General features: G+C 53.2%; 21 protein-coding genes. 15 read left to right on the forward strand and 6 right to left on the reverse strand.

Features of this window, described 5'->3' with window-relative positions:
* Positions 1 to 13 precede the first annotated feature (13 nt).
* Positions 14 to 2,395, forward strand: a complete 2,382-nt coding sequence (locus tag ACQE2I_RS16510) for a hypothetical protein (RefSeq protein ID WP_427029129.1) — start codon at positions 14 to 16, stop codon at positions 2,393 to 2,395.
* Complete coding sequence (locus ACQE2I_RS16515) at positions 2,392 to 5,778, forward strand: tyrosine-type recombinase/integrase (RefSeq protein WP_427029130.1); 3,387 nt, start codon at positions 2,392 to 2,394, stop codon at positions 5,776 to 5,778. The genes ACQE2I_RS16510 and ACQE2I_RS16515 overlap by 4 nt, the downstream gene beginning before the upstream one ends.
* Positions 5,779 to 5,845: 67 nt before the next feature.
* Here ACQE2I_RS16515 and ACQE2I_RS16520 read toward each other — a convergent pair whose 3' ends face one another.
* Genes ACQE2I_RS16520 through ACQE2I_RS16535 form a run of 4 tightly spaced genes read right to left on the reverse strand, consistent with a single transcriptional unit; the run spans position 5,846 to position 7,843 of the window.
* Complete coding sequence (locus tag ACQE2I_RS16520) at positions 5,846 to 6,130, reverse strand: hypothetical protein (protein ID WP_427029131.1); 285 nt, start codon at positions 6,128 to 6,130, stop codon at positions 5,846 to 5,848.
* Positions 6,121 to 6,441, reverse strand: a complete 321-nt coding sequence (locus ACQE2I_RS16525) for a hypothetical protein (RefSeq protein WP_427029132.1) — start codon at positions 6,439 to 6,441, stop codon at positions 6,121 to 6,123. Before ACQE2I_RS16525 ends, ACQE2I_RS16520 begins: the two co-directional genes overlap by 10 nt.
* 9 nt (positions 6,442 to 6,450) lie before the next feature.
* The gene (locus tag ACQE2I_RS16530; protein ID WP_427029133.1) at positions 6,451 to 7,614 is read right to left on the reverse strand and encodes an Arm DNA-binding domain-containing protein; all 1,164 of its coding nucleotides are present in this window, start codon (positions 7,612 to 7,614) and stop codon (positions 6,451 to 6,453) included.
* The gene (locus tag ACQE2I_RS16535) at positions 7,607 to 7,843 is read right to left on the reverse strand and encodes a hypothetical protein (protein WP_071694560.1); all 237 of its coding nucleotides are present in this window, start codon (positions 7,841 to 7,843) and stop codon (positions 7,607 to 7,609) included. The genes ACQE2I_RS16530 and ACQE2I_RS16535 overlap by 8 nt, the downstream gene beginning before the upstream one ends.
* A gap of 148 nt (positions 7,844 to 7,991) precedes the next feature.
* Between ACQE2I_RS16535 and ACQE2I_RS16540 the strand changes: the two genes are divergently transcribed.
* The 5 genes from ACQE2I_RS16540 (at position 7,992) to ACQE2I_RS16560 (ending at position 12,244) form a co-directional block, all read left to right on the forward strand.
* Positions 7,992 to 8,207, forward strand: a complete 216-nt coding sequence (locus ACQE2I_RS16540) for a helix-turn-helix domain-containing protein (protein ID WP_180093538.1) — start codon at positions 7,992 to 7,994, stop codon at positions 8,205 to 8,207.
* Between the two features lie 518 nt (positions 8,208 to 8,725).
* A complete protein-coding gene (locus ACQE2I_RS16545) occupies positions 8,726 to 9,607 on the forward strand; it encodes a hypothetical protein (RefSeq protein WP_427029134.1) in 882 nt (293 codons plus the stop codon).
* Between the two features lie 316 nt (positions 9,608 to 9,923).
* Positions 9,924 to 11,009 (forward strand): hypothetical protein, encoded by a 1,086-nt coding sequence (locus tag ACQE2I_RS16550; RefSeq protein WP_427029135.1) that lies wholly within the window; start codon positions 9,924 to 9,926, stop codon positions 11,007 to 11,009.
* Positions 11,010 to 11,103: 94 nt separating this feature from the next.
* Positions 11,104 to 11,454, forward strand: a complete 351-nt coding sequence (locus ACQE2I_RS16555; protein WP_427029136.1) for a hypothetical protein — start codon at positions 11,104 to 11,106, stop codon at positions 11,452 to 11,454.
* Between the two features lie 349 nt (positions 11,455 to 11,803).
* Positions 11,804 to 12,244 (forward strand): hypothetical protein, encoded by a 441-nt coding sequence (locus ACQE2I_RS16560; RefSeq protein ID WP_427029137.1) that lies wholly within the window; start codon positions 11,804 to 11,806, stop codon positions 12,242 to 12,244.
* 281 nt (positions 12,245 to 12,525) lie between these two features.
* Here ACQE2I_RS16560 and ACQE2I_RS16565 read toward each other — a convergent pair whose 3' ends face one another.
* Both ACQE2I_RS16565 and ACQE2I_RS16570 read right to left on the reverse strand, forming a co-directional pair.
* Entirely contained in the window at positions 12,526 to 13,257 is a 732-nt protein-coding gene (locus tag ACQE2I_RS16565; protein ID WP_427029138.1) for a FadR/GntR family transcriptional regulator, read from the reverse strand.
* Complete coding sequence (locus ACQE2I_RS16570) at positions 13,254 to 13,400, reverse strand: hypothetical protein (RefSeq protein ID WP_427029139.1); 147 nt, start codon at positions 13,398 to 13,400, stop codon at positions 13,254 to 13,256. Before ACQE2I_RS16570 ends, ACQE2I_RS16565 begins: the two co-directional genes overlap by 4 nt.
* A gap of 119 nt (positions 13,401 to 13,519) precedes the next feature.
* Here ACQE2I_RS16570 and ACQE2I_RS16575 point away from each other — a divergent pair, with 119 nt between their 5' ends.
* The 8 genes from ACQE2I_RS16575 (at position 13,520) to ACQE2I_RS16610 (ending at position 21,922) form a co-directional block, all read left to right on the forward strand.
* A complete protein-coding gene (locus tag ACQE2I_RS16575) occupies positions 13,520 to 14,512 on the forward strand; it encodes an asparaginase (protein ID WP_427029140.1) in 993 nt (330 codons plus the stop codon).
* 81 nt (positions 14,513 to 14,593) lie between these two features.
* The gene (locus ACQE2I_RS16580; RefSeq protein WP_427029141.1) at positions 14,594 to 15,595 is read left to right on the forward strand and encodes a TRAP transporter substrate-binding protein; all 1,002 of its coding nucleotides are present in this window, start codon (positions 14,594 to 14,596) and stop codon (positions 15,593 to 15,595) included.
* A gap of 3 nt (positions 15,596 to 15,598) precedes the next feature.
* Positions 15,599 to 16,120, forward strand: a complete 522-nt coding sequence (locus tag ACQE2I_RS16585) for a TRAP transporter small permease (protein ID WP_427029142.1) — start codon at positions 15,599 to 15,601, stop codon at positions 16,118 to 16,120.
* A 37-nt stretch (positions 16,121 to 16,157) separates the two neighbouring features.
* Positions 16,158 to 17,435, forward strand: a complete 1,278-nt coding sequence (locus tag ACQE2I_RS16590) for a TRAP transporter large permease (protein WP_427029143.1) — start codon at positions 16,158 to 16,160, stop codon at positions 17,433 to 17,435.
* A gap of 9 nt (positions 17,436 to 17,444) precedes the next feature.
* Positions 17,445 to 18,695, forward strand: a complete 1,251-nt coding sequence (locus tag ACQE2I_RS16595) for a M20 family metallo-hydrolase (RefSeq protein WP_427029144.1) — start codon at positions 17,445 to 17,447, stop codon at positions 18,693 to 18,695.
* A 15-nt stretch (positions 18,696 to 18,710) separates the two neighbouring features.
* Positions 18,711 to 19,181 carry a RidA family protein gene (locus ACQE2I_RS16600; protein WP_427029145.1) on the forward strand — a complete coding sequence of 157 codons (471 nt, stop codon included), beginning with the start codon at positions 18,711 to 18,713 and terminating at the stop codon, positions 19,179 to 19,181.
* Between the two features lie 16 nt (positions 19,182 to 19,197).
* Positions 19,198 to 20,598, forward strand: coding sequence for an amidase (locus ACQE2I_RS16605; RefSeq protein ID WP_427029146.1), 1,401 nt, complete (start codon positions 19,198 to 19,200; stop codon positions 20,596 to 20,598).
* A gap of 55 nt (positions 20,599 to 20,653) precedes the next feature.
* A complete protein-coding gene (locus tag ACQE2I_RS16610; protein ID WP_427029147.1) occupies positions 20,654 to 21,922 on the forward strand; it encodes an amidase in 1,269 nt (422 codons plus the stop codon).
* Positions 21,923 to 22,043 lie beyond the last annotated feature (121 nt).

A 22,043-nucleotide genomic window follows, 5' to 3' on the forward strand; every position in this document is an offset into this window, starting at 1 on the left:
GGACTTTAAATTTATGGAAGGTAATGCACAACTCACCGCTCTTCTTGAGGATGTCCTTCAACCCCGCGATGGCTACTTTGCTATCGAGACGATTCAGCCTGTACTGGTACACACCATTGAAAAATTGGCCAGCATTGAAGACGACGCATGGGAATCACCGGCACTTTCTGGACTAGCAGAAGCCATAACGAGTGAACAGTTAGTACTGAAGTCATTGCCGAACCAGAAAGAGAAAGGCATCCACGGCACTCACCCCATCCATGGCGCTTTATATAAACTGGCTAAAACGCAAAGCGATATAGCAGGGCTTAATGATCGTCTGCATTTACTGGCGCACATCATCAATGCGGCACTTCACTGGCGCAACGACATACAAGACCTTGAAGCCAACCAAGGTTTTACTGAGCAGCGTAAAAAACGCCTCACGCAGACGACTTACCTCAAAAACCTAGAGGCTGCTTGCAAAGTCGCAAGGCGTATTGATGCTGAGTGGCTGGAATTACTGACCCCTTTCGACCGGCCGACAGAGCAACTGCTTAAATGGTGTGATAGGTACCAAGCAGACGGAGAAAAAAAACAGCAAGAAAGCTATATCAAGGAGTTAGGACGTTTCCTTGCCTATGCGCTTAATCGCCGTCAACCACGCCAAGGCTATCAGGAAACAGGCTCTGATGAATCGACACAACGCAAGCGTCGCTTCGATGATGATCCTGATGAAAGCTGGAACGAGACAGCCATTTCAGCTATCACTCTACCACCCGATATAGACGAAAAAACGAAAGACACACTGCGTACCTCCGGGTTATCTATCGTGGAAGAAAGTCCGGCCGCTGAGCTGACCCAGAATGACGCCCCTATCAAAGCGGCGGAGGGTGATAGCTCTTTACAGGCCGTATTTCGCGCACGCAGCCAGCAAATATTTCAAGATAAAGCCGCTCAACTGCTACCAGGGCGCTGGGAGCAGTTAAGTGCATTTGACCTTCATCAGTTAATGAAGGAATTGGAGCAAAAGCCCCCCCCTCTACGTCAATGGCTTAAGTGTGTGGTCGGGCTGCTATTAATGACAGGTCGTAGCCTAGACAGTGTGCTGGACACACAGGTAATCAAACACGTTGAGTGGATCCCAAAGGTCATTACAGACCAGGCAATTTATGTTCTACCCAGTGAGGTAGCGTATTGGGTATCAGGGATTTACCGACCAGAAAATAGTCGCCAGTTGACAGGAGCGTGGCCCGCTCACATGCGTATCACACAAGATCGCCTGACACTGCCTGTCCCGCCAATGTTTTGGCGGCTCATAAAGCTAAAAGCACTCCACGTCGCAACCAGAGTTAATAAACGCTCTGTGCCGCTGTTTCCAAAAGATTATCGGGAAGAACTGAAAAATGAGTTTAAAGCACTGCTCTCTGACACTAACCGTAAAACTGGTTCGCGGTTAACCGCCCATCGCTTGGGTGCCCACCTTTTTAATACGCTCAACCACGGTGATGCAGATTTAACCGGGGCAAGTATGATAACCGCGCGAGTGCCCTCATTCGGTCAGCAAGCATCGCTATATTATTATGCACCGCACATGAAACGCCTAGAACAGCAATATATCCAAGCCATGGAGGCCATCGCACGACAATGTTCTACTCTTCCGTCATTAGAAGCTGAGACTTGCCATGCTATCGCATGTGCTAGCTCTCACGTTGATGCAGCCAACTATGTGGGGTCTAACCTCGTACCCAGAACAGCATACGTAAACGCTCTTGTCGCTAATATGCAACAGCAGATTAAGGAAGCTAAAATGGGGGCAAGGTCGATCGCACTGTTCAGTATGCACAACGCTTATGTGGCATATACCGTGGCCATGCTGATGTTCTCGACCGGGTATCGAAGCGTTCGTGACCCACTGCCGAGCTGGAACAATATTTCGCTATCGCGGCGCATGATCGTCATTGCGGACAAAACCGATGATCAACAAAGCCATGCGCGTTTTTTGCCTCTGACGAGCCTTATGGTTGAGCAACTACAGCACTATCAACGCCATCGCCAAGGTCTACTTGGCCGCTTAGCGTTTTATCTTCAACACCAGTGGGATACGCCGTTTATGTTCTTGGATCACTACGGCAATCCAAAAGAGGTCACACCGACTCGGCTACATGACCAGTTGCAGTGGATCGACGCCCCGCCTTTAAATATCAACCGCCACTATCTGCATACGCAATTAAAAGAAAGTCACTTATCGTCGGAAGTTGTCGATGCATTTATGGGCCACTGGGACTCTGGCCAAGAGCCTTGGGCCAGTTACTCGACGTTTTGCCCGCGTGAATATCAGCACCTTATCGCTTCAGTTATACAGCCTCTGATGGTGCAACAGGGTTGGAAAGCACTGAAAGGAGCGCCGCTATGAGTGACCAGCCGCTCTGGTCAGGGTGGCGACTGCGACGGCCTCAAAAAATGTCTAGTGACGGCCAAGAAAAACGCCGCTATCAACGCGAGCGTGAACGCTATCAATTTCTGATGGGCATTCTCGAATCATTGGAAAAAAAGGTGCCGGGTGTCATTGAAGGCAAACCGAACCTTTCTTTTTCAGACACAGATACCACGGCGGTGTTTGAAGCCCTGCACCAGAACACGCCGCCCAAGGCACTGCGCAAAACGCACAATTTTTTAGTGAGAGGCTTGGAAAATGGCCATGAAAAACTGAAATGGCGTGTGACAATTCCGAGCCCATTGGTCACTGTCGCTCGCAAGCCTCCAACGGTTACCACTTCTTCGTTCTCAGACCTGCATCGTTGGGATGCCCTCGTCGAAGCACATGACGCAATGTCTAGTGTGGAAAATCTTAGCGGCAATGCGCTGAGTAAATGGTTGGTGGGACGATGGCTGTTTCAGTTGATCCGAGAAGGTGCTCTGCTGAATAAGCGCTACCTGGAACAGATGCCTCAAGTGTTGGAGCAAGGCATCTCCTGTGCTCCCGGCACAGGGTTTCTCACGTTAGCGGACTGCATTCAGTCGACTAATGCAGGCGAGGAAGAAAAGGAAGAAGACGAAGCATCTGATGATCATCCGCTTTCGAAAATACTTTCTGAGACACCGATCGAAAAAGAGCTGCGATCTCATTACCGACGATTATGTTTGAGTCCGATGAGCCAGTTGCTACTCCTAAACACCTACCAGAATATAGGCAACGCATGGCCACGAACCGCGTCCAAAAGTAGGGTGCCTGTCGAGCAGTGTCTGATGTTTTATATCAAACACATTGCTGTCGATATACCGCCAGAAAGTATCTCAGCTCTGCTGACGATGGCAAAAACAGCGTCGGCTCTCGATATGCCACCGTTACTGACACACTACGCAAGCAAAGCGGACTCCTCGCTCTCGTTACGCCCGTCCTCATGGCAGCGACTGCTTAGCCGCAATGTGTTAATAGCCCCCTCAGTCGACACCCACGACGAAGACGTCTACCTAGACTTCCAAATAACTCACCAGGCAAGCACTTCCCCTGCCGACCAGCTAAAGCAGCTTCGTCAGTTGCAGCAATGCTTTTCAGCTTCGCTGGTAGGACAAACGGGCAGGCGTGACGCAATCGACAACATCAACACCTTCCTTGCTGTTTCAAACAGTAACGGTGTCATGGTGACGATGCTCGCCAACTGGTGTAAAAAGCTGATGCTAAAAGGTGGCCGGGTTAAGTCCAAACTTGTCGCAAGCACTGCAGAAACATATTTATCGACCATTGCACGCCCGCTGGTAGCGCACAGTCAAACCTTTGGTGATGTTCAAGCTGCCAGTGCCGATCAGTGGGAAGCGCTGTATGAAGACGTGTTAAACAGTGCTAAAACCTCCTCTTCCAGAGCGAAAATGCGAAATCGTCTTTATGAATTTCATCATTTCCTCGTTGATTCGTACGCATTCCCCCACATCGACTTTGTCAGTGCCAATACAGAAAAACAGCGCGTCGATGTGAATATTATTACACCCGCCGAATTTCGCCGCGCTTTGGCGTTGATTGAGACCTCACGGCAGCCCGAACGCTTTCGCACGATGCAAGAACTTGCGTTGATACTGGGTTACCGTCTCGGGATCCGCCGCAGCGAGTGCGCAGGGCTGCAGATAAAAGATGTCGCCTACCTATTTGATAACGACGCTTTCGATGGCGAGATCATCATTCGATCCAATGAATACCGAAAAGGCAAAAGCTATTCGGCAACACGACGGTTGCCGCTGTGGTTACTGATGCCAGAAGAGCGAAAAGAGCTCATTGACTGGGTAAAACGTCGCCAGGGCGAAATCACCACCCAACAGGTAACTAAACAACTGCTATTCTGTCGCAGCGGCAATGGTCGACTGCTGCTGGAAGATAAGGCACTTTTTAAACCGATACAAACTGCCTTAAAAACGGTCAGTGGCGACAATACTCTGCGCTACCATCACCTGCGGCATAGTTTCGTGACGTTCACTTTATTGCGTCTATTGGAGCAAGTTAATGGAGAACTCCTACCACGCGTATGGGTATTGGATGATCATCGCAATATAGCGATGCCGAACACCGATGCCGATATTTCGGCCTTAGCCGGTCTTGCGCCTCAAGACAGGCCCTCGCGGAAACGGCTTTGGCAACTCGCACTTTGGGCGGGCCATGCAAGCCCCGATGAGACGCTTAGCTCGTACACCCACTCTCTCGACTGGATCCTTGGGCAAGCCTTGCGTGAACGTTTTAACCCCACCCTTAATATCGATCAACAATTCGCACTACTTAATTTTCCGACTAAAACAGCGTTGAGCAGTTGGCGTAACCGTCGCGGGCTCAAAGGACAGACGCAAGCCGGCGTGCTATTGCAATATATGCAGGATGAGTGGCAGCCATATCTGGCAGATGACCCTCTGGAGCAAGAATGGCAACCCTATCAACCGCCCACCGAGAATCCGCTCGATAACCCCTTGGAAGCCTCATTCGACTGGCCCGAAGCCACGACGATTTATCAAAGCCTGCGGCTTGTCGAACAACAAGAGATGCACGGGATACCGCTTGGCGACGCTATCCACCGGACAGCCAGCCGATTCGTACTCGACCCAGGGCAGCTTTCTCTTTGGTTGGAGCATGGCGAAGCATTAATGCAACGTAAAACGCGAAGAACCAATCAACAGTTTAGTCGCGAAGACAACCGCAATGACCGTTCTCGGCGCGTGGCATCGCAACGTATCTATATGCCAGAACTTCAACGCTGCATGGCACCACCTATTAAGCCGCCGGTATTGAGAGAGACCGGACAGTTTTTTCACCGCCTGCTCGACTGGCATCAGTCACAACCCGATATCGCGGAAGAAAGCCTAATGACGTTACGCAATCATATGCAGCGTAGCACCGGGCAGATCGAGCTTCCCAATGCTGATGCCATTAATAGTGTCCGCGAACTATTGCGACCGCTGCGTTGTTTTAAGCATGTTTACCTGGTTGTCGAAGCCGAGGTGGCGGCCAAAGAAAAGAGTATCAAACGCTACTGGTCCAATGCGACCGACGTTCCCCACAATCGCATTGAGTTGATTCCTACGCCCTCGCCTTCTGGCCAGACACGTCACTGGCATGGAAATGCCAATCTCAAAATCACACGGGGGCATTACAAAGACCGTCATCAACCCTTATGGGAAGCCGTACGCTTCGCCACCTTTATGACGATGCTGGTATTGGGTCTGGGAGACGACGAGCAGCTGTCAGTATCATCATCATTAACCAACGGCGGTAAGGAAAACGTCGGGAATCAAGGTGCCCTGCCTAGCGATGACGCTTAAAAACTTATCCCCACCGCTTAGATTAGAAGGGATGGGGATAAGTAGGCTATTAAGCAACGATATTAGCCTAGCTGTTCAGCACCTCGTACGAGTTAATAAAACAAAGCTTCTGGCTAACAAATTGCGCCCACTTGGTCGTCACCTGAACATGTTGGCCCATTTTAGGCACGCCCTGCCCCGTTAAGTGGCGGTCGGTGAGATAGAAGCGATAGTTACCATTGGGGCCAATCAAGTAGAGCAACCATACCCGATGCTGCATTAACCACTCGGGGCCTTCAACACCGGCCACATATAGCGCGCCTTCAAACACACGCCCAGCTTTATTCGATGACACTGGCTGTATTACTGCCATGCTTGATCCTCCCAGGCCCAAAGCGTGCGCTCTAACTCCGCGAGAAGACGCGGGATCGCTTGACGATTAGCGTCAAGGCCAAGTTGTTGAAGGGTGCGCCCTACCCAAGTCGTTAGCGCATCAAGGTTGCTATTCTCGTGCCCATCACCAAGCCACATCACGAGCGCGCAGCCAGAAGCTAAGCTGGTAGCGGAGGCCAAGGACTCCGCCAAACGGCGTTCAAGGCGTCGCTGAGATTGGATAGCTGCCGTAACGCGCATGGAGTGTTCGATAGCGTCGCGGTTCAATTTTAGAGTATTGAGCTGTTTCATCGTCTTCTCCTAGGCGCGTTTCTGGTTAAGCATGCGCTCAAACGCAGAGCCGTCTTGGCGCGTTAGGTTGGGCACAAAGCGTGAGTAAACACGGAAAAGCATTTCCGTTGTGGTATGGCCCATCTGGCGTGCAATCCACTCGGGGCTCTCGCCTGCCGCCAACCATAATGTCGCCGCGGTATGGCGTGTCTGATAAGGCCGTCGCTTATTCATCCCAAGCTCTTCTAGCAACGGATACCAGACGCGCTTAGTGACGTTATGATGCGATAGCGCGGTGCCTTTACGCGTCGTGAAGACCAGACCTGTCTTCCCAGTGACTTCAAACTGAGCTTTCAAGGCATCAAAGACCGGCTGCGACATATCAATCGCACGAAAGGACCCATCGTTCTTAGTGGGCACAACCTTGCCGTTCACCATCGCTTGATGCACTAGAATCTGACGTCGGGAGAAATCCACATGCTCCCAGGTTAAGCCGTCAATCTCGCCCGTTCGCATGCCCGTGAAGAAGCGCACGGTGTAGTACTGACGAAAGTCGTCGCGGACGTTACTGATGATCCGCTGCACCTCATATAGGGAAAACGGTTCCACATCGGTACGTGGCACATTGAGCGATTTAATCCCGCGGTACGGTGAGCTAAACTCATAGCGGTCGGCGGCTTCATTCAACATCATGCGCAATGGCGTCATGATGTGGTTGATACGGCTAGCAGAGAGTTTCTTGCCGCTCCGGGTGTTTACTTTGGCGAGTGAGGCCCGGAACTCAAGAATCTCTGCACGGGTGATGCTGCCGACTTCCTTATGCCCTAACGCTGGCAAAATATGTCGATCCAGACATCCTTGAACGGTGACGATCTGTGATTCGCGCCACTCAATCTCTTTCTCCGCAAACCACGTTTCAGCAAACTGATGCAGTAATGGCGTTGCTTGATAACCCCCTACGGCAGTCAGCGCCCGTTTGCTTAAGGTCTGTGCTCGCGGGCTATCCGGGAAGTAGCGTCCATAATCAAACGAGCCCAGCGTAATCTCCGCTTCAATTTTCTCCAGAATCCGCTCTAGCTTTTTCCGGTTAGCCGCCGTGTTATCTAGGGACGTTTGTTCGCGGCACCGTTTACCTAGATACCGAAAATCAAAAAAAAGCTTATTAGTTTTCTCTCTAACTCGAATCTTACCCATAGCAAAGACCTCCTCCTGCCATGGGTACGCCAACACTCTCCTCTTTAGAGTGCAGTTGCATATCCCGCTCGATCGGCTCCCACAAATAAAGGATTTTGCGCCCGCCAAATGGTCGGATGTAATGAATCCCCTCTAGCAACACGTTGTCCTTAAGGCGTTCACGAATAGTGCGCGCGTCGTACTTGATGCGGTCAGCAAGTTCAGATGTTGTTAGATAGCAATAAGACATTTTCCCTCTCCTCGTGATAAGGTCTCAGAAGCTCATTAAGGCTTTCCAAGGTACTTAATGATCTTCTGGAGATCATATTAAACCAAAAGAGGCCTTTTGCAAGCCTTTTAGATCTACAGGAGATCAAATAAATTTACAGAGAGACATTATGATCAAATGCCATCTATCTAAAATCATGGGGGAGAGAAAACTGAAAATCGTTGATGTGGCCCGTGATACCGGTATTAATCGGGGCACCATCACACGGCTCTATCACGAAACAGCAAGCCGGATAGAGCTCGAAGCTGTGGAAGCGTTATGTCGGTATTTTGACTGCCAGGTAGGAGACTTATTTGAACTTCAGGTGGATAACGATACAGATTAAAGTGAATGATAATTGGTTCAACCTAAGTAAAAACGAAATTTACCTCGGCCATGCAGAATGCAACAATTTTTAGGCTTACCAGGTCGGACCTTTTGCTAAGTCATGGTGATCCGAGCGCGCCGATTGAATAACCTTACCATAGCTTTTTCTGGTGGCATGGCTAAGGCAGATAACGACCCAAAGCGGCCATCCGCAGGATAGGAGCCTCTGGCTCACAATGCGTTTTTTTTCTGGTCAGTTCTGTAGCGTGAAGGCTTGTATTGCCAGAGGATAATCTTGCAAGTACATGTAAAACAATTGCTTATGATCAGAGTTTTTATGCTTATGCGCAATTTTAAGAGACTGGTGATAATGTTAACGCGCATGCGAATTTTTATAACGAGCCTTATTAGCAGGAAATAGTATTTACCCTTTTTTATCAGTAGATTAGATGCATTTTGGTAAGGTGGGGCTTCCAAGGAAAACGCTCATGCGCATGAATAAAACTGTTATGCAATAAAAGTAAACCGGAGAGAACGATGCCTCGAAAAATGACGCCATCACAGATTCGTAGTGCAAACCGGCAGGCTCAAAACAAGCAGAAACAGGCCATCGACAAGTACAACCGCGAGGTTCGTCAGCAAAACCAGAAAGTGAAACAGGCAGTCAACAACTACAATAATGAAGTAAGAAGGCACAACGCTAGGGTTCGGGCGAATCGCCAGAAAATAGCATCGGAGCTTAGGCGTCTCCAGTCATCCCGCACGGTCCGGTATCAGGTCGTTCAAACATCCGCAATAACCTTAAACAACTACTATGAACGCCTAGATGCTGGTGGAAGTACGCTAGAAAACGTAAATCATGGCAGTGAGTTCCTTGATCTATCTGAGCGAGAAAACGCGAATAGCTTAGCTCTATCAAATGCCCTCGAGTCTGAAACAGATGAATCCAATATTGCCCCGTCGGATCTTTTGAGCACTGAAATTGATGGGATGCTTCAACAATTGTCGCCAGACCTCAGTAGCCGATGGAGAGGAGCACTTTTCTCGTTGAATCCACAGAACCCTGATGCAGCACGTCACTTCTGTACAAGCGCTCGGGAGGTGTTCGTTCAGATACTGGATATGAGTGCACCTGATGAAAAGGTATTAGCGCAGCACCCCAGCTGTGACACGACTCCAAATGGGCAGCCCACGAGGAATGAAAAAATTCGATACCTGTTAGGCCGCTGTGGCCTTTTGACTGCGGAAGCAGTTGATTTCGTTGACGAGGATGTAAAGAACGTTCTTGCGCTTTTTCGTGTGTTTAATGACGGAACCCATGGGTCGTCAGGAAAGTTCGGATTGAACAAACTTATGTCAATCAAAACTAGGGTCGAGGACGGTATCACATATTTGTTCTCGATTAGCCAGCATGCATAACAAAACCATCAATTCGCTCCCTGCAGTCGCCGGATCGCCGGACGCTCGCGCCGTTTATGGCGGCGTTCTGTGCAAATTAACCGCCAGTAGATAGCAGGAAAGTGTTGCGATGTTGAGTACCCGTGAAGTTGCCGGACTGATTTGGATAGGCCTTCTGCTCTTGGCTATCCTCGGCTATGGCCCGACACGCAGATCGGTGCCCGCGATTCTGCGATGCTTCGCTAGGCCACCGATTCTTGTGGTAATTGGAGTGTACCTTGCGTGGATTGGAGGAAGTGCGTATCTAGCTCATACGGCCGGGGCGTGGAATCCATCCATGCTGGGTCCAACGATTATGTGGGCCTTACTCGTCGGCATGCCACTGATCTTCGGCATGACCAAAGCCGCCAAGGATCCGCGATGGCTGCTTCACCAACTCCGTGCTCTCATTTCAGTGACGATCTTACTCGAATTCATGGTGAACTTTCGGATCTTTAACCTGGCAGTCGAGTTTGCATTGCAAGGAATTCTCGGCTTCTTGGTTCTCTTCGCCAGCGTAGCTTCGATTCGCCCTGAACACCAGGTCGTGGCGAATGTCACCAATTGGCTGTTGGGGATCATGGGCTTGGTTCTCTTCGGCGTTGGCATCGTGTGCTTAGCCTCAAGGTGGCCGGATGCCGACTGGCACCAAACTATATTGGATTTTTTGATGCCCGTGTGGCTGGGCGTTTGTGCCGCCTCATTTGTGGCCGCCTTGGGTCTCTATACCAACCTAGAACAAATTTTTCGGCTCATGTCTCTTGAGAACCAATCTTGGCCTGGTCGATTTTGGAGAATCCTGCCTCTTGCTCTCCGTGTGGGCCTGCGTCCACGTACGATTCGCAAGTGCCATGGTTACTGGTACAACAGGCTCGCAAACACCGCTGGCATCGGGGAGACAACGCAAATCGTTGGCGAGTTCATCCAGTATCAAGCCGACAACGATGCACTGGAAGCAGCGGAGGCTCATAAGCTCTTAAATAATTCAGGTCTCAAGGGCACCGATGAATCAGGTGCGCAGCTTGATCAACGTGAGTTCAAAGAGACATGGCACGCATTGGAAACGATAATGCTATGGTTTCATGGCTGGTATGGCAAGAGAACCGCAGGATATGATCTTGCTAAGATTCAACAAATTATGGCGCTTTATGATTTCAAGGACCTCCCTGAGGATGATGGAATCACGGCCCATGTATCACCAGACGGCGAATCCTGCTATGCAATGCGGAGAAGCGTTAGTGGGCGGCTTCTTTCCGTAGGCTTGCACGGCCACGAATTCCGGCATTGGCATTGGGATGGAGACCACAAGCCCAGTGGCTACCCTGGACAAGGAGGCGACTGGGGGATGGACTGGGCCGTCCAAGCCTTCAACCCGAATCGATAAGGACCACCTTACACAGTTACGGCGCAGAATAAGTCGCTCAACCCGGCCCCTCGCCTTCGCTCAGGGAGGCTTACCTCAACCGTTAGAGAATAAAATGATCGAAACAGATCCATATGTCCTCGCCTTCCTTGTTGTTTTGCTGGTAACCCTGACGATAGTGGCCGTCGCAAAAGATGTGGGAGCTTGGAGGCGCAGTAATTCCGGAGGGACTTCGGCGTCAGCAGAAGTGGTGAGAGGCCAAACATCAATGAACGCCATCTATACGGTTTACGGTGCGTCGATAGCTTCTTGTTTAGTTCTAGTAAACAACGCTGAGGCTTTCATCGGGAACAAAGTGGCCATTATTGTGGTTCTGTTTGCGTGCGCAACCTATCTGTTCTTTCTCAATAGTTGGTTCCGTAATGCAGTCTTTTTCCCTTTGAAAAATAGGGTCGGGCGGGACTAATCTCTAACCAGTAGTTGCAGTTTGTTCCGGGCAGCCTTGTCGCCGCTTCGCTCTGCCAAGGCTGCCGCTGAACAACGGCGTTAAAGCGCTATATCAATGGCTCCTAAAAGACCGCTATTGGCCTAAATAGTAGGTTCGTGCATAGAGGCGCTATCGACCCAAAGCGGCCGTGCCGGGCAATGCAGTATGAGCTCGAATTTCGGATATACAACCTAGTGAAAATTAATAATTATACCTGTCATATACTTAGAGGGGGTTTTGCAGGCTGCATTTGTCTGATAAACGTACCGGCAAGCTTGTTCAATCATAAGGTGGGATGTCTAATATGCGGTTAGGCCCCGGAGCAACAATGCCGCCAGCTTTAGGCAATGTGACAAGCAAGATGCTTGGCGATGCCGGAGAGCACTATGCGCTCAGCCAGCTCACTTTCGCTGGAAAGCCTGCCTCAAAAATGCCCGATGGCTGGGCAGGATATGATCTCGCTGTCGAAACAGGTCAAGGCCTTGTCAGAGTCAGCGTTAAAACCCGCAAGGAAACAGCCAACTGGAAGGCCGGCAGCTGGTTCATCTTTGATGAGCGCTTAGAATGTGAGTGGCTCGTTTTCATCTTTCTTCCAGTCAGTGGCGCACCTCGTGCGTGGCTCGTACCGTTCTCGCTGGCACGCGAACTCGGCAACAAGCCTCGAGCCACGAGGAAAGATCCGCACAACCGAGACATGTCGTTTGCCAAGCTCAACAGAGAGCCACTATGTCGCTACGAGAACAACTGGAGTCTTATTCGTGATCTCTAAGGGCCGGGGCGGCCAATAATTCGTTCAAACCTAACCCAGTTCGTTATGCAAAGCACATGTCAGGTACAGATTGCCATAGGCTTTGGTCCACTGCGCGGGGCGGCTTAACCCAGGCGTTATATTAGTGCTGCCAGGAGGACCGTTCTTGGCCGTGAATGATCCGAGTTGGAGCGCCAAGCGAGATGGCGGCAAATTTGACATGTAGGTTCTCCAATGCAATTCAACCACTAACTAGGCCATGGTCATGGTTACTTTGGACTATGCATCAGTCCTCCGAGTATTCATTCCCGATACGTAAGATCGGTTTCCCAGCTTTTAGAACTTTGTTCTATCGCAAGTTTCAACATGTCAACATCCCCTGCCTGAAAGGCGGCATAAATTGCCTTGTGATCGTTGAGAGCCGTTTTCGGTAGATTCTGCATCGATGTCTCAAGGGCAGCCTCAATCAGATCCAACAGCGTCTGACCGACTCGAATCGTCATTGGATTATGGGTGGCATGCAGGATGGCGCGATGAAAGCTGACATCGTGATGGGATGTCTGTTCGGCGTTGGCAATAGCTGCTTCCATATCGTCAATTGCCTTTTGAATTCGCTGATGATCCTCTTCGGTAGCGTTAGCCATCGCTTGTAGCGTGTAGGCGGGTTCAAACATCTTCCGGAATTCGAGCACGTCACGGGTCATGCCCCGAGCAAGAATCATGCCGAAGGCCATGGGGTCGACCAGGGGATCGCCGGGTTCGCGTCGTATGATCGTGCCCTGGCCACGGCGTACCTCTACGATGCCGATTGCCTGAAGCATTTTGATGGCCTCGCGCACGCTCGACTTACCGATGCCCAGGCTCTGTGTTAATTCGGTTTCGGACGGTAGATAGTCTCCAGGCTTAAGGTCGCCGCGTATGAGGGCGGATTTGATGCGTTCCAGTATCTGAAATGCTATCGAGCTGCGTTGGATAGAACCACCGAAGTGTTCCGCTCGTTCTGCCGTGTCAGCCGGGTTGGAAAGGGGTTTCATGCCTGGGTCTCTTGCTGTCGTTGGCCAAATAGAGCATGGGTCGCTGGCGTGCTGGGCCCGGTCGTTTGTTGCAAGCCATCACCTTCGAAATTGAGGTGTTTGGCAACCGACACTTGCATCACTACGTAATCTAAGTCTAGCATGACCTAAGACAGCAGACATCTGATGTCCTATCTTCAAGCAGTACACAGGCTAAAGCAAAGGGCTTCAGATGGCCTGCGTTAACGCCCTTCGGGCGCGAAGACTGAATCGGGGCTATGCCATGACGAAACAGCGCGTCATTGTGTTAACCACTGGTGGCACAATCGCAAGTACACTCAGCAGAAATGGCCTCAATGTATCTGGAGCCATGTCAGGCGAGTCGCTGCTGGATCGTGTGCCTTTGCCGGAAAGGCGAGACTTTCAGGTCGAGGTTCGCTCGGTACTCCAAAAGCCCAGCAATGCCATCAGCTTGGACGACCTGATCCAGCTCAGCCGCCATTGCCAGGCCTTGGAACAGGACCCGGACGTGATCGGTATCGTTATCACGCATGGTACTGACACACTCGAAGAGACGGCCCACTTCCTCGATATCACCTTGTTACTCCAGTCGTGTGCCCTAGTCATGACCGGCTCGCAACGTGCCCCACATGAGGAGGGTACCGACGCTTTTCGAAACCTCGCCAATGCCATCACTGTTGCGGCAGAGCCTTGTGTAAGAGGCATTGGTGTCGCGGTCGTTTTTAACGAATCACTGTACGCCGCACGAAGCGTCCGTAAGCTAAATACCTACCGGGTAAACGGCTTCGGGGCGCCGGGCTCTGGTGCGCTGGGGTACGTCGATGGCCAGCGGGTTCACCTGGCTCAGGTTCCACGACGCGCAGTGCCACTTCCCCTTGGTGATAGTCTGCCACGTATCGACATCATTCCCAGCTATCTAGATGCCAGTCCTCGGCTTATCGAGGCTGCTGTGGCTAGCGGCGCACAGGGGCTGGTAGTGGAAGGCCTTGGCAGGGGTCATGTGCCGCCGATGTGGATCGAGTCCATCACCGAGGCGACCCGTGGGGGGATTCCGGTTGCTGTGGTATCAGGCTGCCAAGAAGGGCCGGTCAACACGAGTTACGAGTTCCAGGGTAGCCTGGCCAGTCTCCAGGCCCATGGTGCCGTCTCCGTGCGTGATCTGAGTGCCCGCAAGGCACGGTTGACCTTGGCCGTCTTACTCTCGACCGATAGCGCGGAGGGCATTGCCTCTCGATTCGAACAAGCGATGTCATAACCCTGTCGAGACAAGTCGACGGGTGCCTTGAATGCCAAGCCAGCGCTTGGCTCCACAACGATAGATAGATAGGTGCAAACAATGAACAATAAGTTGACCAAGGTATCACTGGCGGCTGCGATCGCAGCGGTGTCATTCGGGATTAGCCAGGCGCAGGCGGCGGACTTTAACTTCACCTTCGCCCATGTACTGATCGAGGACACCCCTAACGGGCAGGCGGCGCTGCGCTTCAAGGAAGAGGTCGAAGAAAAGTCGGATGGCCGTATCAGCATCGAGGTTCTTCCCGCCGCGCAGGTTGGTGGTGATGTCGAAATCATCGAGCAGATCCAGATGGGGCTGGTCGATATCGGCATCCCGCCGACAGCTACCCTGGGTAATTTCGAGCCGCGGATGCAGATCCTGGACCTACCGTTCCTGTTGCCGGACTACGACACCATGGTCGAAGTGCTTGATGGTGACGTGGGGCGTGAGATCCTAGATACCCTCGATGACGACAACATGTATGGCGTGAACTTCTGGGGGGCTGGTTTCCGACATATCTCCAACAATGTTCGCCCGATCGAAACCCCGGAAGATCTGGGAGAGATTCGCATGCGGACCATGCAGGCGCCGATCATCATTTCGACCTATGAAAACTTGGGCGCCAATGCGACTGCCATGGCTTTCACCGAGGTGTACAACGGGCTGCAGCAAGGCGTCGTCGAGGGGCAGGAAAACCCGCTGGCTAACATCTACACCATGCGCTTCTACGAGGTTCAGGATTACTTGTCTCTCACTAACCACGCCTATCACGGCTATGCGGCAGTTATGAATAGCAACTCTTGGAACTCGCTCCCTGATGACCTGAAGGAGGTGATGATCGAGGCTTTCGATAATGGTCGTGAGGCGTCGCGAGAGCTCACACTTCAAGATGAGGAGCGAATTCTTCAAGAAATTGAAAGTGAGATTGCGATCAACGAGATCACTGACGAAGCCCGGGAAGACTTCATCGAGGCGAGTATGCCGGTGCATGAAGAGTACGAGGGGGTCGTGACAACAGATCTTCTGCATAAAGTCTACGACGTCGTGGGCATCGAGTACTGATCTATGTTCGAAGCGTTCAATAAACTCATTGATCGCTTGGAAAAGGTGGCGATGGTCGCTTTCATGTCAATTGCGACCATCATCACCACGTTCCAAGTCGTCTACCGCTACGGCTTCAACAGTTCACTCTCCTGGGCAGAAGAAGTCGTAATCTATTCCATCGTCTGCATGAGCTTCGTTGGTGCCAGCATGGGGGTTCGCCATGGCGTCCACATTTCGGTAGACGTGCTGAATGCCTTTGCGCCACCTGCCGTGAATCGATGGCTTCACATCCTCACGGCCGTTCTGGGCATCGCATTCGCCATTGCCCTGGCCTACCTGGGGTTCCGACTTTTCTTCAGCACACTTGATCGTGGGATGTTGTCCCCCGCGATGCGCATGCCTATGGCCTGGGTGTACTTTCCTATCGGCTTGTCAGGGGTGCTGCTGATTATCCGCTATTGCTGGGTCATCCACGAGGTCTGGCACAAGCCACCTGTCACGATGGCCGAAGAGCTCGCTGCCGAAAAAGACAAGCTGGTGTGATGGTTTACTGCCCATCGCGACTACCTGAGGAAAGCTTATGATTACGGCATTGTTGCCCATTTTCTTTGCTGTATTGCTGCTGGGGCTGCCCATCTTCGCGGCACTAGCCTTTTCGGTAATACTCGCCATCCAATTCTTTGGCAATACCGATCCCGTGATCGTGCCGATGCGCATGTTCTCGGGGATGAATAATTTTTCGCTAATGGCGATCCCTTTCTTCATCTTGGCCGCCGAGCTAATGCGTATTGGCGGCCTGTCAGATCGACTAATCGATCTCGCAAAGGCCCTGGTCGGCTGGGTGCCCGGAGGGTTGGCGGCGGCGACCGTTCTGTCCTGCCTCTTCTTCGGGTCTATCTCGGGGTCGAGTCCGGCCACGGTGGTGGCCATCGGCAGTATCATGTTCCCGGCATTAGTGGCAGCGGGATACGACAAGCGCTTTGCCATTGGGGTAATCGCCACGGCGGGAACGCTAGGGCCTATTGTGCCGCCGAGCATTGCTTTGATCATCTATGGATCGGTCACCGGGACGTCGGTGGGGCGTCTCTTCGCTGCTGGACTATTGCCCGCTATCCTGATTGCTTCCCTCCTCATTGCGTATTGCATCGTTTACGCCTCTTTCAAGGGCTATGGTCGCAGCACCTTCCCGTCACTGCGTGAGGTCGGGTCTGCTTTAAAGGCGGCGGCTTGGGGGTTGGGATTACCGTTCATACTGCTCGGCGGGATTTACAGTGGGGTCTTCACACCTACAGAGTCTGCGGCCGTAGCCTGCATGTACGGTTTGTTCGTCGGAATGGTGATCTATCGGAAGATTGACCTGAAGAACCTGCTGTCGACCCTGAACAGTGCGGGGCTGATGTCGGCGTCTTTATTGCTGATCACCGCGGGGGCATCGGCCTTCTCTTGGTTGCTGGCGATTACCGGGGCACCGACACAGCTAGCGGGTGAGGTGCTCTCATGGACGGACGATCCCATCCAGGTCATGGCACTGTTCAACGTCGTCATGATTATTGCTGGCTTCTTCCTCGATAGTGCTTCGGCGATCATCGTGTTGTCGCCATTACTGCAGCCTATCGCCGCACAGGTGGGGGTCGATTCCACCCACTTCGGCGTGATCACACTGATCAATTTCTCGGTTGGCATGATAACGCCGCCGGTTGGCCTCAACCTCTTCGTGGCGATGGCCATCTCGCGGATGACATTACCCGAGGTATTCAAGGCGTGTCTGCCGTTGATCGGCTTGATGCTGTTGTCCTTGGTGATCATTACTTACGTACCTTGGTTCAGTACCTACCTGCCAGAGTTGATCTACCGCTAAGGTGACCACATGACCGAGATAGCGCAGTTACGTGACACGCTGGACGGCGAACGCCTCTGGGATGACATTATGGCACTGTCAACCATCGGGGCGCTTGAGCCCAAAGGTATTCGGCGCTTGGCGCTTGATGACCAGGACAATCATGCTCGTCTGTGGCTTGCCAAGCAGGGCTGGGCTCTGGGCTGCCAGGTGAACTTCGATACCCTGGGCAATCTGTTCCTACGTCGCGAAGGTCAGGATGACTCCCTGGCACCGCTGTTGATCGGAAGCCACATGGACAGTCAGCCGCTGGCCGGCGCGCATGACGGAGCGCTTGGTGTGTTGGCGGGCTTGGCCGTGCTCAGAACCTTGCAGGATCAGGGTATTGAGCACCGGCGTCCGATCGAGATCGTGTCCTGGACGAACGAGGAGGGGGCGCGCTTTGCCCCAGGCGCTTCGGGGTCATCATGGTTTGCCGGACAGCGGGCATATGAGGATATCGTTGCGGCTGTGGATAATGAGGGCGTCCGATTCGGTGAGGCTCTTCAGGCGTGCCTGACCCTGCTGGAGGACTACGGACTCGTGTATCGCCCGGCCCCCTTTGTCCCCCACGCTTTCATCGAACTTCACATCGAGCAAGGGCCGGTGCTGGAACAGCTGGGTAAACCGGTGGGGGTCGTCAGCGGGATTCAGGGGGTCAACTGGTATCGCATCGATGTCGAGGGTGTGGCCAATCATGCCGGTACCACGCCGCAAAATGCCCGCCGTGATGCCTTCGATGGTGCCCATGAGCTGGTGTCTGCACTTAAGGCGGCGACACGGGAACAGGATGATGACCTGCGCTTCACTATCGGTAAGTTTGCTGTATGGCCTGATGCCGTCAACACCATCGCCCAACGTGCCAGTTTCAGTATCGATTTGCGTCATCCCGATCAACAGGTACTGGATGCGCTCGATGATAAATTCCATGCCTTGGCCGAGCGGCACTGGAGTGGCTGTGAGGTCAAGCTCAAAGTGACCTCCCGTGTGGCTCCAGTGGCCTTTCCCGACCATCTTTTGGCCCTGCTTCGCGAAAGCGCCGGCAGTGTATGTGCTGATGCTCCCGAATTTGTCTCCGGCGCTTTCCATGATGCCATTCATTTGGCACAAGTCTGCCCGACAGCCATGCTATTCACACCCTGTCGAGCTGGTATCAGTCATCACCCCGATGAGCATATTGAGCGTCAGGATGCCGAGGTTGCTGTGCGTGCCCTGGCTCATGCTGTCGCACAACTACTTTAATAAGGAATGCTTCTTATGAACCAGACCGTAGAAGCGGCTGTGGCCGCCCAAGGTCTCACCCTCCCAGCCATCCCGCGTCCTCGCGGCACCTTCCTGCCCTGGTCTCGAATGGGCAATCAGCTGTTTCTGGCAGGCCAGATATGCGAGCGAGACGGCGAGGTCCTCTATCCAGGAAAGGTGGGAGCAGAGTTCGATCTGGAGAGCGGAAAGATGGCCGCTCAGGCTTGCGCGCTCAATCTGCTGGCCTCGCTCAGTGATGCAGTTGATGGGGACATGAGCCGGATCGTGCGCTGTGTGCGCATGAACGGATTCGTCAATGTTGCGCCCGACTTCCATGATGTCCCGCTAGTGATCAACGGGGCTTCGGAACTCTTCATCGCCCTATTTGGAAATAACGGAAAGCACGCTCGCACGGCGATCGGTGTCGCCACGTTACCAGGAAATGCTGCCGTCGAAGTCGAATCGATCTTCGAGGTTCGCGACTAATCCAAGGAGGCACACCATGACCGATTCACCTCTGAACCGTCCACTGCGCGAGCAGCACGCTGGGCTTCGTAGCGGCAAGCTCACGGCCACCGCCCTAGTTGAGGCCTCGCTGGATGCCTATCGAGCCCGCGGCCAGCAGGATCATGCCTATCTGACATGGAACGGTGAGTCCGCTAGAGAGACGGCCCGAGCCACTGATGCCGTACTGGCTAGTGGCGGCGACACCGGGCCCCTGATGGGCGTCCTAGTGTCGATCAAGGACATCTATGCGGTACCGGGGCTTCCGACTTATGCCGGTTCCGCCCGACGACTGCCACGGCACTGGGAATCGCCTGGCCCTGTGATTTCAGCGCTCTTGAGCCAACTACCAAGCGTGATGGGCAAGACCCACACCGTAGAGTTTGCATTCGGTGGTCTTGGCACGAATGCCCATTGGGGAGCACCTCGCAATCCCTGGGATCAGGTACACCACCGAACTCCAGGCGGGTCCAGTGCCGGTGCAGGAGTATCGCTGATTGGCGGGACGGCCAGTCTGGCGTTGGGTACGGACACGGCAGGCTCAGTTCGTGTCCCAGCCTCAATGACTGGTGTGGCGGGACTCAAGACAACGGTCGGTCGCTGGTCGACATCCCAGATCGTACCGCTGTCCGCCACATTAGATACGCCGGGTCTGCTAGCCAACTGTGTTGACGATTTGGCCTTTGCCTTCGATGCGTTGGATGGTTCCCTGACGACACGGCCCAGTAGTGTACCCGTGTCCCCCGAACTTGCTGATCTGACCTTCGGTGTACCAGAGGCCTATTTCTGGGAGGACTGCAGCCCTGGGATCGCCGAGTCTGTTCAGGCTGCCATTCGTCAGCTGGAAGCGGCGGGGGCCCGGATCGTGACCCTAGATTTGCCTCGCACGGATGAGGTGTTCACGTTGTTCCAGCAGGGCGGGCTAGCAGCGGTCGAATTGGCTGCTTTCCTCAAGACTCAGCTACCGGAGGCTATCGAGAGCCTAGACCCCAACGTGGCGGCGCGGGTCAAGGCGGCAGACGACATCCCCGGCTGGGAGTATGTCCGGCGCTGTGATGTGCTTAGGTCACTGTCTGCAAGCGCTGCGGATTGCTTGACGCGCGTCGACGCCTTGTTGACCCCAACCGTTACGCTGACGCCACCGACCCTGGAGAGTCTCGATCCGGACGGAGCCTATCCCCGGGCAAACATGCAGGCCCTGCGCAATACAGTAGTGGGGAACTTCATGGGGCTTTGTGGGCTGACATTGCCGGTGGGGAAGGATGCTGCCGGTATGCCAGTGGGTTTGCAGGTACTAGCTGGTCCCTGGCAGGACGCGCGGCTGCTGGCCATTGGTCAGGCTATCGAGGATCGGTTGGGTAATGGCCGGGCCATTCTCGGTACCCCTCCGCTCCAGTGAGCTCGTAGAGATACGGTTTGGCCCGCTAACTCCCCATTGAATAGAGAGAACATGCATGATCGAGCGCGGCGAGGATACGATTGACAGCTTCCAGGCCCGGGTTGCCCGAGGTGAATGTGATGAGCTTAGCTGGTGGCATACTTGCCAAGCAGAGATTCAGGCGCGCGATACGGATATCCGAGCCTGGGAATGTCTTATGCCGTCGACGTCGGCTGAGGTCATGTCGAGCCCTGGACAGTTATTGCGCGGCGTACCGGTAGGCATCAAAGACATCATCGATACTGCAGAGATGCCAACCACATGGGGAACGGAGGGCTATCTCGTCTCGCCGGGCGCCGTCATGGATGCGGCTGTGGTCACCTTGCTTAGGCACCAGGGGGCTCTGCCGCTCGGCAAGACCGTATCCACGGAGTTTGCTTACTTCACACCTGGCAAAACGAGAAATCCCTTGGATATCTCCCGTACACCGGGAGGCTCCTCCAGTGGCTCGGCCGCTGCAGTGGCGGCCGGAATGGTGCCCCTTGCCTTGGGGACACAGACGGCCGGAAGCATTATTCGGCCAGCGAGTTACTGCGGTGTATTCGGCTTCAAGCCTACTCTCAACACGGTGTCCTTTTCGGGGATCAAGGCCTTTGCTCCCTCGATGGATACGCTGGGCTGGTTTGCTCGACATATGGACGATATTTGTACTGCTTTCACGGCCTTGACACGTTCTGACCCCATCAAGGCATTGCCTGATCTTAGGGGCATTCGCGTCGGGCTCCGCAACTTACCGGGTGAGGGGCCGCTTGATTACGATGTCGTACGGGCCCTATCCCTGACCGTAAAACAACTGGAGCAGGCCGGTGCCAGCGTTTTCACACTGCCCTTAGATGCTCGTTACGATGAGCTGATTGAGCATCACAAGGTGGTTTTAGCTTATGAAGCGGCGCAGACATTGGCCAGTGAATTTCACCATCATGGCGAAGAGATGGGAGTCAAGCTGGTTGAGTTGATCGAGCAAGGAACAGCGACATCCTATATTGACTATCGTGCATCCTTACTGGCGGCCGAGCAGTGTAGACAGGCGCTGTCTAGGGTGTTTGCGGATAAGGCCGACGTAATCCTGGCGGCGAGTGCCCCAGGTGTAGCGCCAGAAGGGCTGCATGCTACCGGCGACCCAATCTATTGTCGAGCCTGGACGCTGCTCGGGGTGCCGTGTCTCAACTTACCGCTGCACACGGGACAAGCGGGGTTGCCGGTTGGCGTGCAGTTAATCGCCGACCGCTGGCAGGATCAGCGTCTGTTATCGATCGCGAAAACGCTCTTGGCGACAGTGATGTAAGGGGTAAAAGCTACTCTGGTCATATATTTGGGGTTTGTGAGGATTGACTGAGCGGTCAATTTGAGTGTTTGTATAAGGTTTTCATCTAAAAATGCGTCATTATATCAGATAAATCTAATTG

The organism is Halomonas sp. H2 (genome assembly GCF_050215315.1).
GTDB lineage: Bacteria > Pseudomonadota > Gammaproteobacteria > Pseudomonadales > Halomonadaceae > Vreelandella.

Coding starts and splice junctions, on each gene's coding strand:
- ACQE2I_RS16510 (WP_427029129.1), top strand. CDS start 14: ATGGAAGGTAATGCACAACTCACCGCTCTTCTTGAGGATGTCCTTCAA.
- ACQE2I_RS16515 (WP_427029130.1), top strand. CDS start 2,392: ATGAGTGACCAGCCGCTCTGGTCAGGGTGGCGACTGCGACGGCCTCAA.
- ACQE2I_RS16520 (WP_427029131.1), bottom strand. CDS start 6,130: ATGGCAGTAATACAGCCAGTGTCATCGAATAAAGCTGGGCGTGTGTTT.
- ACQE2I_RS16525 (WP_427029132.1), bottom strand. CDS start 6,441: ATGAAACAGCTCAATACTCTAAAATTGAACCGCGACGCTATCGAACAC.
- ACQE2I_RS16530 (WP_427029133.1), bottom strand. CDS start 7,614: ATGGGTAAGATTCGAGTTAGAGAGAAAACTAATAAGCTTTTTTTTGAT.
- ACQE2I_RS16535 (WP_071694560.1), bottom strand. CDS start 7,843: ATGTCTTATTGCTATCTAACAACATCTGAACTTGCTGACCGCATCAAG.
- ACQE2I_RS16540 (WP_180093538.1), top strand. CDS start 7,992: ATGATCAAATGCCATCTATCTAAAATCATGGGGGAGAGAAAACTGAAA.
- ACQE2I_RS16545 (WP_427029134.1), top strand. CDS start 8,726: ATGCCTCGAAAAATGACGCCATCACAGATTCGTAGTGCAAACCGGCAG.
- ACQE2I_RS16550 (WP_427029135.1), top strand. CDS start 9,924: ATGCTGGGTCCAACGATTATGTGGGCCTTACTCGTCGGCATGCCACTG.
- ACQE2I_RS16555 (WP_427029136.1), top strand. CDS start 11,104: ATGATCGAAACAGATCCATATGTCCTCGCCTTCCTTGTTGTTTTGCTG.
- ACQE2I_RS16560 (WP_427029137.1), top strand. CDS start 11,804: ATGCCGCCAGCTTTAGGCAATGTGACAAGCAAGATGCTTGGCGATGCC.
- ACQE2I_RS16565 (WP_427029138.1), bottom strand. CDS start 13,257: ATGAAACCCCTTTCCAACCCGGCTGACACGGCAGAACGAGCGGAACAC.
- ACQE2I_RS16570 (WP_427029139.1), bottom strand. CDS start 13,400: ATGCTAGACTTAGATTACGTAGTGATGCAAGTGTCGGTTGCCAAACAC.
- ACQE2I_RS16575 (WP_427029140.1), top strand. CDS start 13,520: ATGACGAAACAGCGCGTCATTGTGTTAACCACTGGTGGCACAATCGCA.
- ACQE2I_RS16580 (WP_427029141.1), top strand. CDS start 14,594: ATGAACAATAAGTTGACCAAGGTATCACTGGCGGCTGCGATCGCAGCG.
- ACQE2I_RS16585 (WP_427029142.1), top strand. CDS start 15,599: ATGTTCGAAGCGTTCAATAAACTCATTGATCGCTTGGAAAAGGTGGCG.
- ACQE2I_RS16590 (WP_427029143.1), top strand. CDS start 16,158: ATGATTACGGCATTGTTGCCCATTTTCTTTGCTGTATTGCTGCTGGGG.
- ACQE2I_RS16595 (WP_427029144.1), top strand. CDS start 17,445: ATGACCGAGATAGCGCAGTTACGTGACACGCTGGACGGCGAACGCCTC.
- ACQE2I_RS16600 (WP_427029145.1), top strand. CDS start 18,711: ATGAACCAGACCGTAGAAGCGGCTGTGGCCGCCCAAGGTCTCACCCTC.
- ACQE2I_RS16605 (WP_427029146.1), top strand. CDS start 19,198: ATGACCGATTCACCTCTGAACCGTCCACTGCGCGAGCAGCACGCTGGG.
- ACQE2I_RS16610 (WP_427029147.1), top strand. CDS start 20,654: ATGATCGAGCGCGGCGAGGATACGATTGACAGCTTCCAGGCCCGGGTT.